Source organism: Singulisphaera photorubra, from assembly GCF_045290345.1.
Taxonomy (GTDB): domain Bacteria; phylum Planctomycetota; class Planctomycetia; order Isosphaerales; family Isosphaeraceae; genus Singulisphaera.
Genome location: NZ_CP155447.1, coordinates 889,123 through 902,394 on the forward strand (window position 1 = coordinate 889,123; position 13,272 = coordinate 902,394).

7 protein-coding genes are annotated in these 13,272 nt (G+C 66.5%); 4 read left to right on the forward strand and 3 right to left on the reverse strand.

The genetic code is table 11. The annotated features are described in order from the left end of the window. Positions 1-283 precede the first annotated feature (283 nt). The 4 genes from V5E97_RS03415 (at position 284) to V5E97_RS03430 (ending at position 9,827) form a co-directional block, all read left to right on the forward strand. Positions 284-676 carry a BlaI/MecI/CopY family transcriptional regulator gene (locus tag V5E97_RS03415; protein WP_406697875.1) on the forward strand — a complete coding sequence of 131 codons (393 nt, stop codon included), beginning with the start codon at positions 284-286 and terminating at the stop codon, positions 674-676. Continuing rightward, positions 673-3,933, forward strand: coding sequence for a M56 family metallopeptidase (locus V5E97_RS03420; RefSeq protein ID WP_406697876.1), 3,261 nt, complete (start codon positions 673-675; stop codon positions 3,931-3,933). The genes V5E97_RS03415 and V5E97_RS03420 overlap by 4 nt, the downstream gene beginning before the upstream one ends. Before the next feature lie 143 nt (positions 3,934-4,076). Then, positions 4,077-6,035: a polymorphic toxin-type HINT domain-containing protein gene (locus V5E97_RS03425; RefSeq protein WP_406697877.1), complete on the forward strand. Its 1,959-nt coding sequence runs from the start codon at positions 4,077-4,079 to the stop codon at positions 6,033-6,035. A gap of 252 nt (positions 6,036-6,287) precedes the next feature. After that, a complete protein-coding gene (locus V5E97_RS03430; RefSeq protein WP_406697878.1) occupies positions 6,288-9,827 on the forward strand; it encodes a hypothetical protein in 3,540 nt (1,179 codons plus the stop codon). A 31-nt stretch (positions 9,828-9,858) separates the two neighbouring features. Here V5E97_RS03430 and V5E97_RS03435 read toward each other — a convergent pair whose 3' ends face one another. From V5E97_RS03435 to V5E97_RS03445, 3 genes are all read right to left on the reverse strand, one after another. Beyond that, positions 9,859-11,352 carry a sensor histidine kinase gene (locus tag V5E97_RS03435; RefSeq protein ID WP_406697879.1) on the reverse strand — a complete coding sequence of 498 codons (1,494 nt, stop codon included), beginning with the start codon at positions 11,350-11,352 and terminating at the stop codon, positions 9,859-9,861. Further along, positions 11,349-12,050, reverse strand: a complete 702-nt coding sequence (locus tag V5E97_RS03440; protein ID WP_406697881.1) for a response regulator transcription factor — start codon at positions 12,048-12,050, stop codon at positions 11,349-11,351. Before V5E97_RS03440 ends, V5E97_RS03435 begins: the two co-directional genes overlap by 4 nt. A 400-nt stretch (positions 12,051-12,450) precedes the next feature. After that, entirely contained in the window at positions 12,451-12,957 is a 507-nt protein-coding gene (locus V5E97_RS03445; protein WP_406697882.1) for a PepSY-like domain-containing protein, read from the reverse strand. Between the last annotated feature and the right edge of the window lie 315 nt (positions 12,958-13,272).

Here is a 13,272-nt window from a genome sequence, read left to right on the forward strand (position 1 = left end):
CACCCTACGGGACAATTCGGATTCTGCTCGCTGACATCCCGCAATACGTTAATTTATCCCAAACGGGTTAGGCCAGGCTTTACCATTCCATTGGGACATCAATCACGATCGGCGATCGTTGCCGGTGCCGCCACGACCGGCAAAAAAAAAGGCGTCCGGACATCATTCCAGGTGGGTTCGCGCGACGACTCCCTCGGATCGTTGCGCGAGCCTCTTGCATTTAACGACGACTGTCGGTAATTTTACCGACATCTGTCAGCAACATCCGAGGGAGGCGTTTCCGATGGTCGAGCCCGAGCCTTTGCCGCCGCTCTCCGAGGCCCAGATGGAGATCATGAACGTCGTCTGGGACCAGGGTGAGGTCACCGTTGCCGACGTCTGGAAAGCGCTGGCGGCGAGGAGGAAGCTCGCGCGGAACACGGTGCTGACGATGCTCACCCGGCTGGAGGAGAAGGGCTGGCTCTGCCGCGATGAAGAAGGGCACGCGTTCCGCTACCGCGCGGCCGTGCCGCGGGAGGCCACCCTGGGCACGATGATCCGCCGCCTGGTCGACACGGCGTTCGGCGGCTCGGCCGAGGGGCTGATCATGGCCCTGCTACACGGACGCGGGGTTTCGAAGGAAGAGGCCCGGCGAATCCGGACCATGATCACCCGCGAGGAGGGTAAGAAACCATGAACCTCCTGGGACGAATCGACCCCGGCGACCCCGTGGTCAGGACCGCGCTCGCTACATTGCTGCAAGCGACGGCCGTCATCCTGGTGGCCGCACTGGTGGCGGGCACCGCACTTCGGCGTCGAGCGGCCGCGCGACACAATCTCTGGCTCGTCGCCTTGGTCTGGATCCTGCTCAGCCCGGCCGTGGCCCCCCTGATCGACGGCGTCGTTCCGACACTCGCCGTGGTGATTCTCCCCGACCCGAGCCAGCGGACCATCGCGACGGCGAACACGGCCGTCGCGATCGGAGGCCCGAAGCCAGGCCGAGGAGCCCCTGCCGCCAAGCCCGCCCTCGCTCCGTCGGACTCCCCCGCCGGAGCCGATCCGGCCGAATCGACGCAGGAGCCAACAAAAGCGACGGCCGAGGGGGCGACATCGCCCGGGGCCGACCTTGTTCTCTCGGCTCCGGGCGGCGCGGAACCGGTCGCGAATCGGCGGAGCAACAACGTGGTGGGGGGCTTGTTCGTCCTCTGGGCGGCCGGCCTGCTGATCCGCCTGGGACGAATCGTCGCGGGAGCGTGCCAGGTCTCGGCACTCACCCGATCGGCTCGGGAGCTCGATCCGGCGCGGTACCACGCGACGTTGGCGTCGGCCCGCGAGGCCCTTGGCGTGGTCACGCTCCCGCCAATCCTCACGTCGGCCAGGGCCGTCGGACCGGTGGCCCTGGGACTGCTCCGGCCTCGGATCGTGCTGCCCGAGGGACTGGCCGAATCGGTCACGGCCGCCGTGCTCCGCGACGTCCTGGTACACGAGGGCGCCCACGCCCTTCGCCGCGACCCCTGGGTCGGACTTTTGCAACGCCTGGCAGCCGCCCTCTTCTGGCCGCACCCGCTGGTCCACTACCTCAACGGCCAGCTCACCCGAGCCCGCGAGGAAGTCTGCGATAACCACGTACTCCGGTGCGATGACGCTTGTAGCTATGCTCGCGCTCTCCTTGCCTTGACCGAACGCTACCACCCCTTCCGCGAGTCCCGCGCGGGGCTCGGCCTGCTCTGGGGCCGGTGGACGCTGGCCGACCGCGTTGCCGGGCTCCTCGACCCCGGGCGGGTTCAGGTGACGCGGACGACCGTGGGTGCAAGGATCGCCCTGGCCGCCGCACTCGCCGCGACCGGGGTGGCCGCGGCCTCGATCCGGTTCGCCCCCCCAGCGCGGGCGGTCGAGCCGGGGGCCTCGAATCCGGTGGCGGTGACGGTGGCGGTGGCGGCGACCGCCCCGGCTCGCCCCAGGGCCGGCGTCTGGTGGCTCGAAGGGGTGGTTGTCGACGAACAGGGCCAGCCGGTCGCCGGCGCCATCGTCCGCCCGCCCGCGGCGGCGGACCGGACGGGCGTCAGCGGAGGGACGACGGCCGACGACGGCACCTTCACCCTCACGCTCAGCGGCCGTCATCGGAACCTCTACGGGCTCGTGGCCGAGACCAAGGGGGGCGAGCGGGTCGGTCTGACACCGGGGGACGCTCCCTTGACCTACCTCACGCGCAACCCGATCCGGATCGTTCTGAAGCCGACCCGGCCATTGACGGTGCGGGTCAAGGACCGCGACGGGGCACCGATCGCCGGCGCGGCGGTCGAGGCCGTCGAGTACGGCTATCAAACCCAGGGCGAGACGGGCCCCGATGGCACCGCGATGCTTCGGGTCGCGGCCGATGCCCGGATCCGCTGGGTGATCGGCCAGAAAACCGGCGATGGTTTCGACTACTTCGAGAACTATCAGCCCACCCGCCCGAGCGAGTACCCCCCTTTGCCGCCGGAGCTGAGCCTCACCCTCGACGGCGCCCTGCCTCTGCGAATCAAGGCGGTCGACTCGGAAGGCCGCCCCTTGGCTGGCGTCAAGATGAGCCCTTCGCTGATCCAGCGGACCGCGAAGGTCGCTCCCGTCACCGCCGCCTTCGCGGCGACGTCGTGGGTCACGACCGATGCGAGCGGAGTCGCCGTGTTCGACCGGTTTCCCAAGGACGTCGGAGGCTGCGGATTCGACGTCCGGTCGGAGGCCCATCTTTGCCTGCGCTCGCCGACCTCGGAGCGGGACGGACCGACCGACCTGACCGTCCGACTGCTCCGCCGGACGCGTCTGAGCGGCACGGTGCGGTTCCCCGACGGTCGCCCCGCCCCTAACATCCACGTGCGGGTTGAAGGCACACTTCCCCACACCTCGGGAGCCGACAGTTTGGCTCGGACCGGCGATGACGGAACATACGCGTTGGAGGTTCGCCCCGAGAGCGTCTATATCGTGGCCGTCGAGGACGAGACATGGGCCGCGCGGAGCCGGACAGGCATCATCGTCCGCGAGGACCAGCCGCAAGCCGGGCTCGACTTCACGCTCGGCCGGGGCACGCTCTTGCAAGGCCAGGTCACCGAAGGGGCCGACCCCAGCAAACCGGCGGCGGGGGCGAATCTGGCGCTGGTCGAGGAGGGGCCGCTACTTCCCAAGGGGTTCCGCCTCGGGGTCCGCAATGAACGGCTGACCCGCCTGACCGCGGCCGATCCCCAGGGTCGCTACCGGTTCCGGGTCGGACCGGGTCAGTACACGTTGAGGGTGGGGGCCGCCGCGTCACTGAAGTTCGAGGTCAAGGACGAGCCCGAGGTCGTTCGCAACCTGCCCCTGAAAACCTCGCCGAACAGGACCTACTTCACCGTGGTCGTGGTCGAGAAGAGCCCCGAGGGGGACCGGACTGTCCCCCGAGCGGCCGTGGCCAGATTAGTCGAGGGCGGAGGGAGAATCGGCCCCACCCCGGCCGACGACCAGGGCCGGATCCGGTTGGTGCGTCAGCCCGGCAACTTGCTCTACGTCCGAGGCGACGGCGGCCGGCTCTCCGGCTTGACCCCCGTCCCCGAGACGGCGGAGACGGTCACGGTGGCCGTCGCGCCGGCGGCCCGGATCAGCGGGCGGGTCGTCGACACGGACGGCAAGCCCCAAGCCAGGAAACGGGTCGTGGTTCTCCTGAACTTCGATTCCGACTTCGCCAGGTCGCACCGCTACGAAGAGGTCGCCCGGACCGACGAGCAGGGCCGGTTCAGCTACCAAGGCGTGCCCGCAGGAACGAGAGGCGAGGTCTCCGCCTTCCATGAGAAGGACGGTCGCACCACCGGGGCGCGGACGGTCGTTCCGTTCCGGGTGGATGAGCCGGATCAGGTCGAGGTTCCCGACCTGGTCGTCCCTCCCTCCGGGCCTGCGAACGAACCCGTTCGCGTCGGATCGGTCGGGGTCAAAGTGACGGAGTGACGACGAGACCAACTCCCTCGCGTCTTCTCCGAGTGACTCGGATTACGACAGAATTCCACCACATGCTCACAAATCAACGATTCAGCGCCCACTTTGCGTCCTGGTGAAACCCATCACTCCCTCAATTCTTCGGTGGTGTCGCCATGATTCCGATGCTGCTCCTCAGTGCTGGACTGTGCGCGGCCGCTCCGGCCGCCCCGCTTGCGACAGACCTCGCCGCCTACGATACGGCCCGCGACACGGTAGGGCGTACCCCGGAGGCGCAAATCAAGCTGGCCCTCTGGTGCGAGGCCCACGGCCTCTCGGCCGAACGGGTGAAACACCTGGCACTGGCCGTCCTGACAGAACCGGACAACGCCAGGGCCAGGGGCTTGCTCGGACTGATCGACTTCCGCGGCCGGTGGCAGCGACCGGAGGCAGTCAGCGCCAAGGTGAAGGCCGACGAAGCTCTGACGGCGAAACTGGCCGACTACAACGGCCGCCGCGGCCGGGCCGCCGAGACCGCTGACGCCCAATGGAAGCTCGCCCTCTGGTGTGAAGAGGTTGGCCTGGACGCCGAGGCCCGGGCCCACCTGGCCACCACGGTCCGGCTCGACCCCGGCCGCGAGGCCGCCTGGAAACGACTCGGATTCGAGAATCAGAACGGGCGCTGGGTCACCGACGCGCAACTGGCCACGGAGAAGCTCGAAGCCGACACCCAGAAGAGAGCCAATCAGTACTGGAAGCCGCTGCTCGGCAAATGGCGGACTTGGCTAAGCGACAAGGCGAGGAAATCCGAGGCGGAGAATGCGCTCGCGAAGGTTGACGACCCCCGCGCAGTCCCGGCCGTCTGCCTCGTTTTCGGGGGAGGGGACGCGGCCCGGCAAGCCATCGCCGTGCAACTACTCGGCCAGATCGACGCGCCCGCGGCCTCCCGCGCCCTGGCGATGCTGGCGATCTACGCACGGACTCAGGAGACGCGTCGGGCCGCCACCGAGACCTTGAAACGCCGCGACGCCCGCGAGGTTCTCGATGACCTGGTCGGGCTGTTGCGCACCCCGATCAAGTTCGAGGTCCGGCCGTTCCGTGGTCCCAGGATGCCGGGGGAACTGTTCGTGGAAGGCGAGCGGTACAACGTGCACCGCGTCTATGGAGTGAGCCCCAACCTGGCCCTCAGGGTGCCGCAACGGATCTTCGACAACTCAGTCCCGTTCGCCCCCGACAGTGACCAGACCCGCTGGTTGGCATCCAACACGGCCGGAACGATTCTGGCGGAAACGGCCCGGGGTTACGACGGGTCGCGAGTCAGCGACCGAGCGGTCGACACGACTTCCATGGCGGCCGACCGAGACGTGCGGATCGCCCAGGCTTTGAACCGACTCCAGCCGCTGCTCGACGTCAGCCAGCAACAATTAGATAATGATGTGAGCCGACTCGAAAATATCAACCGTGACATCCGCGAGGTCAACGCCCGAACGCTCCCTGTCTTGACGTCGATAACCGCCGAGGATCTGGGCGAGGCTCCCGCGGCATGGCAGGCGTGGCTGGCCGACCAGAAGGGTTATTCCCTGAAGACGCAGGAGCGTCCCTTCAAGCCCACGATCAGCACCTTTGTGGAGAACCCGCTCTCGCGGTTCATGACCGGCAACTCCTGCTTCGGGGCCGGTACCGCGGTACGAACGCTGGAAGGCACACGACCGATCGAGCTGGTCCGGACCGGCGATCAGGTCCTCTCGCAGGATGCCGCGACCGGCCGGTTGCGGTTCGTGCCCGTCCTGGCCGTCTTCCACAACAAGCCGGCGCCCACCCTCCGGGTCGAGTTCACCCACGAGTCCGTCGTCGCCACCGGGATCCACCGCTTCTGGAAGGCAGGCCACGGTTGGGTGATGGCCCGCGACCTCAAGCCCGGGGACGTCGTCCGTACGCTCGGAGGCACGGCCGTGGTCCTCGCCTTGAAGAGCGACTCCGTCCGCCCTGTGTTCAACCTCGAGGTCGCCGAAGGCCAGAGTTTCTTCGTCGGCGAGACCGGCGCCCTGGTCCACGACAACAGTCTCGTCCAGCCCGCCACCGAGCCCTTCGACGCCCCGGTCGAGTTGACCGCCCTCGCCAAGGCGTCTCAATAGTCCTCAACATCCAAACAAACCAACACACGCACTTGCGCACATAAAAATCAATGATCCCGTAGGGTGGGCACGGCCCGCCATCTTAACCGCCGCATTGGCGAGGAGATCAGGGATGGTGGGCCGTGCCCACCCTACGGGAAACTCACAACAGCAAATCTCCACATCACTCAAGTCGCAACTTTTCAAAAGAGAAGGTGGGCCGCGTCCACCCAACAAGCCGGATCGCCTTACCAAGAGCGAGGAGCACGCGTCATGGCCCTGGGCTTACAGCCGGTCGGCAAGCTGCTGGATTACGAGCAGTACATTGAGTACCAGCTCGAGCGCACCCAGGCGCGGATCAAAGGGGCCGAGGTGCTCAACGCTTGCCTCGTCCTGTCAACGGCGGGCCTGGGGGCCTTGTTCCTCGAAGTGGTTTTCGACCACCTCATCGGGCTGCCGTTCTGGGTCCGTGCGCTCACCCTCGGGGCCGGGGGAGCCTTGGCCCTCGGGTTCATCCTCGCGAGGATCGTGCGTCCGCTGCTCAGCCCGGTCAACGGCCTCTACGCGGCCAAGGCGATCGAGGACGCCAACCCAACGCTTCAAAACAGCTTGATCAGTTACCTCGACCTGAGGCGACACGGCGGAGGCGGCGTCTCCACGCCGTTCCTGGCGGCGGTCGAGGCCAAGGCGGTGAACGACCTGCTCGAAGTCGATGTCGAGACGGTCGTCGACCTGCGTGGGCTGTTGCGCACGACTTACGCCCTATCCGGTATCGTGCTGATCGTCGTCATCTACGCCCTATTCACCCCCCGTAGCCTCCTCGACTCGGTCCGCCGCGCCCTGCTCGCCGACGTCCACCGGCCCACGGCCGTCCAGCTCAAAAACATCAAGCCCGGCGATCAGGCCGACCTCTCCCGCGTCGTCGAAACCGCGACCGTCCCGTTCTCGGTCGAGATTCAGGGCGCTCGCCCTGATCAGGTCGTACTCCACTACCGCGAGAACGGCGAAGAAGAGGACTCGACCCGAGAATTCGCGCCGGGCCAGACCCCGTTCGAGCCCTGGCAGACGACCTTGCCCGAGGTCCGGCAGAGCCTTGACTATCACATCACCGCCGGCGACGCCGTCTCGCGGACGTACCACCTGGAGGTCGTCCCCGCCCCCATCCGGGCCGTGAACGAGATCCTTGCGGCCAAGCGTCTGCCACCCGACGCGGAGATCGAGGAGAGTCGAGCCCTCCAACGCGAGGAGCCGGCCATCAACTCCGCCACCAAAGGCCGCCGACGGCCGTTCACCGTCGAGCGACTGGAAAAGCTCCAACGGGTGCTCGAGGACCATCACGGCCAGAGAGCGCCGCTCGGGCCATCGCAAAACATTCGGTCCGTGAATTCGAAGCCAGGTCAAGACCCGCCTGCGCTGCGAGCAGATGCTGATCCAACCGTCCCGCCAGCGACCAAGACCAGCTCCGCCGTGGTCGTCCACCAGGCCGGTCGACCGAAGGGAACGGAGCAGGGGAGCAGCCCCCAACCTCCCCCAGGCCAGGCCGGTCGGCCCAGCACTGGCTCCGGCTCCGGCTCCAACTTCGACGCCGCCGCGAACGCCCCCGAAAACGAGGCCGCCACTCCAGGCCCGACCAACGCCGAGAAGACCGCGAGTTCAAGCTCGACACCGACGAAACCGGGCCGACGATTGCAGCAGGACGGCGACCCGGGTCCCCGAACACCCCACCCGAAAGCACCGAACCACGGCCCGATCTCAAACCGGTCTCAGCCCGGTCAGCCGACCCCAGGCGCTTCGCTCAAAAACGAACGGCCCGAGGGCGGCAAGAACGAGCGGCCCGAGGGCGGCAAGAACGAGCGGCCCGAGGGCGGCAAGAACGAGCGGCCCGAGGGCGGCAAGAACGAGCGGCCCGAGGGCGGCAAGAACGAGTGGCCCGAGGGCGGCAAGAACGAGCGGCCCGAGGGCGGCAAGAACGAGCGGCCCGAGGGCGGCAAGAACGAGCGGCCTCCCCAGCCCCAAGCTCGATCTTCAGGCCTCCGTGGCAAGCCAATCACCTCTCTCAAGAATCAGCATTTCAACGAACAACAGCCTGAGAAAAAGTTCGCCAAGTCGGCTCCCTCGTCCGTCAAAGCAAGTGGTGGAGCGGGTCAAGCCGACCCAACCAAGCCAGCGGCCCCCCGCTCGAACTCGCAGGGCATCCAGCCGGATTCAACGTCGAATGCGGTCAACCCGCCACAAGCCAAGAACGCGCGAGAGCAACCGACGAGCGGCAAGAATGCCGACAAGGTCCCACCAGCGCGTGGTGAGATCGCACCCGACGTTCGCTCCACGAATCGAGCTGGCTCCAACGGCCGCGTCGGCGAAAAGGAACAACCGGAAGCCAAGGCCAAGACCAAGGAAAACTCCAAGGAACCCGAGAAGAAGCAGAAAGACTCTCCCTTGCTCAAAACCCAGGAAACGAGACAGGCCAAGCGGCCCCGCAGCCTCCCGGACGCGAACGAATCGCCGCAAGAACCTGCCCACGAACCGCTTCCCAAACGGGACCAGCCCCGATCAAAGAGTGCCTCCCCACCGCCCGAGTCGGGTGAAGCGCCCAAGCCAGGCGAACCAGGACCACAACAGTTGCCGTCCCCTGAAGCCGGCCTGCCGGGCAAGACGCCTCCAGGCCTCCCATCGGGCAACCCGGGCCCGGCCGGCGAAAAACCGAGCCAGGTCCCCCACGAAAATAGCACCTCGCCAGGCAAGAACCCGAGTGGCCGCAGCCCGAAGCCGAAATCATCGCTCACCCGAGCCCCACAACAACCACCGTCAGCGTCACCGTCACCCAAAAAGGCCAAGAGCCCAGCTCCGCTCGGTCAGTCGTCGAGCCGACCACAGGGACAGCGACCAGGCTCGGCCCCGGCACGTTCGTCGGGGCGGGGAGACGGCCTCGGATCAGAAACCGGCCCCGGCAACGGTCCCGGATCGATCGCCCGTGGCAACGTCGACCCCTCGGGAGAGCTCGTGCCGTCGTCGTCACGGGTTCCCGGGGGTCGGCTCCCGAGTCGAGAGAAGGCATCGAGCACTCCCAAGGAGGGGAACCCGCAAGCAGAAGCCGTGAGCCCTGCCGGCCGCCAGTCCACCCAAGCGGGATCGCAGTCCGCCGGGCCAGACGCTCCGGGAGACCGATCGAACGCAGGGTCCGACCAACAGCTCGAACAACCAGCGAACCCAACGATCGGAGCATCACTTTCCCCATCGCCCCAAGGGGGAGCGAGCGACAGCCGAACCCATCGCCGCGTGCCTCTCGACACGCCCAGTCTCCACGCCGGTGGGCCTGCGAACCAGGACCAATCAAAGCCGACGCCCCACACGGCCTCTCCGCTCGAGAGCGCGGCCGAAACCGTCGCTCCCGACCACCTGCCGCCGGCACGGTCGCGGGCGGAGCCGGTGGTCCGGCGGTTGCGCGAGCTGATCGAGCAGGACCTGGTCAGCCCCGAGGTGTTGGACGCTGCCGGAGTCACATCGAAGCAAGAGTTGGACCAGTTCGTCACCACCCTGGAGTGGGAGCTGTCGCCCGACAAGGAGCCACCCCTCGGCCGTGAGATCGAAGTCAGCCAAAGGGCTCGCGAAACCTTGAGCGTGCCCGCTTCACTCACCGGACTGAACTTGAAGCCGAGGGGACGCATCGACACCACGCGAACGAGGAGCCATGGCGAGAAGGACAAGTTCCGCGGTAACAACGAGGGCCACCGGTTCCTCGTTCCCCCCGAGCTCCGCGCTGGTTTCAATGCTTACCGCACCGCCCTCTCACGATCGACGCGGCAATCTCCTTGACGCCTCGCCATGGGAAAAGCGAATTGCCCCGTCAATCAGACACAGACTCCGCCGCAAGTTCCGACGGCGGATCCGCCGGGACTTCATCACGCGTGGGGGGAACAAACGACATGGGCAGTTCGATCGTGAAGCGGCTTCCTTGTCCCAAGTCCCCTTGCGCGGAGAGGGTGCCGCCAAATGCCGTGACGATCCTTCGGGCCACGGCCAGGCCCAGCCCGACCCCTCGCTGGTCGTGGCGCGCGGCCTCAGGGGCTCGGTAGAAGGGTTCGAAGGCCCTGGCCTGTCCTTCGGTCGAGAGGCCTTCACCCTGGTCCTCCACGGCGAGCGAGGCAAGCCCGGCTTGCCGCCCCGTCCGAACGATGATCGAGGTATTCGGAGGACCATATTTACAGGCGTTGTCGAGCAGGTTATCGACCGCCTGGGCGAGCAAGAGAGGGTGGACCCGCACCCAGAGCGGGCCGGGGCATGACGCTTCCCCCTTCAAATCCGCCCCTCGCGCATGGCCTGACCACCCCTCAAGGTGCTCGGACACCCAGGCCGCCAGGTCGATGACCTCCGGTTCCGGCCGGCCGGCCTCCGCCTCGGTCCTCGCCAGAAAGAGCAGACTCTCGATGATCTGCTGGAGGTGGACCGCCTTATGGCGAACGATCCCGAGCACGCGGCGGTATTCCTCGGGAGGCCGGTCGCGGCGGAGCACGACGTCCACCTGGCCGAGCAGTCCCGCCAGGGGGGTGCGCAACTGGTGTGAGGCGTCGCCGGTAAATCGGCGCTGTTGCTGGAGCGTTTCGTGCAAGCGATCGAGCAGACCGTTGAACGCCTGACCGAGGTCTTCGAGCTCGTCCCCTGTGTTCGGGACGGGCAAACGCTCATGGCGATCCTCCGCGTCGGCATCGCGCGCGGCCATCGCCATCGCCGTCAAGGGAGCCAACCCACGGCGGCAGAGCCTGCGATTGACCGCGGCGGCCGCGAGCCAGAGGACCGTCGACAGGACGATCAGGGTCAGCCCAAGCCGGTTCAGTGTCGCCTCCGTCGGCCCCAGGGGGGCGTAGGCAACCAAGATCAACGCGGAATGTCTCCCGGCGACGGGCGTTTTGGACGGATCCACCGGCTCCTGGAGCGCTTCGGGAACGGCTAGCCGCCTCGACTTCACCATCCAGGGGCGGCCGTCAGGCCCCGTGAACCGGCCGGAGGTGGGTCCCTCGGCCAGTTCGAGCGAGAGCCGGCGGGGGTTCAGATTGGGCGACCGGTCGATCAGCCGCCCGCCCGCGTCGCGGACGACCCAGCGAAGCTGGTCGGCCCCCGCCTCCAGACCCACGCCGAGCACGCGTTCGTCGGGTTCCCACTCAACCCCCTCAGGGCCGACCTCGGCGGCCGCCGCCAGGGTCGTCAGCGCTGCGTCGAGCCGCTCATCGATCAGGCGATGGAGGTGGTGGACCGCCAACCCGCCGAGAGCCGCGGAGAAGCCGATCAGGACGATCGCGAGCGCGGCCAGGAACGACGCGGAGAGCCGGGAGGCAAGGCTCATGGTGTTCCTTCCGAGCCTCGGGGCGATTCGCCGAAGAGGTAGCCCCGGCCCCGTAGCGTGTGGATCAGCCGAATCCCATTCTGCGATTCCAGCTTGCGTCGGAGTTCCTTGACGTGGACCTCCAAGGTGTTGGAGAGACCGTCAAAACTCTCGTCCCAAACATGATCATAAATTCGGGTGCGTGACAAAACCTGTCCTGGATGTCTCAGGAAGTAGACGAGGAGAGCCTGCTCCTTGGGGGTCAGATCAAGTGGCTTTCCCGCCCGCTCCGACCGCCCTGAGATCGCGTCAAGCCGCACATCGCCGTACTTCAACACCCCGCCGACTCCGGGCCCACCCCGGCGGACCAAGGCACGGACACGGGCCAGGAGCTCCTCAAAGCTGAACGGCTTGCAGAGGTAGTCGTCGGCCCCACCGTCCAGGCCGCGAACCCGGTCGGAGACCGCGTCGCGCGCCGTCAGGAAGAGGACCGGCGACTCACCCCCCGACTGGCGGAATCGTTTGAGCAGAGTCAGGCCATCAGGCCCGGGGAGCCACCAGTCGAGGAGAATCAAGTCCCAATTCAGATCCAGAAGCGCCACCCTGGCGATATCACCGTCCGGGGCGTGTTCGACCACGTACCCCTCTTCGCTCAAGCCACGGATCAACGAATCGGCAATTTCAAAGTCGTCTTCAACCACCAAGATGCGCGTATCCATGCCGACGAAACCGCCCTTCCCACTGCCCACCCAGCCAGTCAGCCGTATCCCCGCTCACCCCGCGGAGGGGCCTATCTTTGGAATCCTTCGCAACTTCACCGGGCGAGAGGGGCAAGCCCGCCGCTCGGCTCTTAGAGCGGTTTACGATCGCATTGCGCACGGTGGGAGGAAAACGGGGACTGGCTCCCGGCCCGCTCCATGCTCGGCTTTTCCGGACGACCTGGCGGCCGGGTGCCTGTCCCCATTTTCCGGGCCGTCACGGGCGGCCTCGGCGGAAAGGGGGACAGGCACCTCCGCTGCGCTCCGGAGCCAGTCCCCGTTTCCGCACGTGCTCCTGAGTCTTGAGAACAACCACCGTGTGCAACGCATCCTCAAACCGCTCTAGCTCCTTCGCTTTCAATCACTTGCCCTTGGCCGGCTTCGCCTCTTTCTCATCATCATCGTCGTTTTCAGTTTTGACGATCTTCCCCTTGGCGTCCAGGACGACTTCCACCGACCCAAGGTCAACCTCATAGCTGATGGGGCCATTTTCTCCCTGGGTGATTTCCTCCGCCTTCTTGATTTTCTCGTTGGGATACTTCGCCGCCAAGGTTGCTTTCACCGCCTCGGGCAACGTGTCGGCGGCGATTTCCTTCTCGATCTCCACGATCGTGCCGTCCGGCTTGAGCGTCAGATCAATGCCATGCCCCTCGACCTTCAGCGAGACTTCGTAGGTGGTCACCCCATCCTCGACCTCCTTGGCCGCTTCCTCGATCTTCGCCTTGGGAAACTTGGCCTTGGCTGCCTTGAGCACGGCCGCGGGCAGCTTGTCGACGGGGATATTCTCCTCGTCAGCTCCGGCCGCCGCGCCCAGCACCAGGGTGCCAACGAGTCCCGACAGAGCCGTCCAGCGCGCAAATCGGTTCATCATCATCCTCCGTTTGACTTGAGGCACGAAAAATTGAGCGCCGATGGTGCAAGGAGTTCCACCGGCGACGACCGATCTTAGCGAACGGACCTGAAGCCCTGATGAGCGGAATATAAATTTTTCCTTATCCGGGAAAGTGCGGTCTTCTCATCATAATCCAAGGGATCTCAACCACGGAACGCACGGAGATCACGCAAAATCCAATCCCAACGTCCAAACGCTTCTACAAAACAAAATTAATGATCCGCGACAGGGCGAGAATCGCGATGGAATTCCGGCCCGGCCGAATCCCCCTCTCGCGGCGAACTCGGGGAA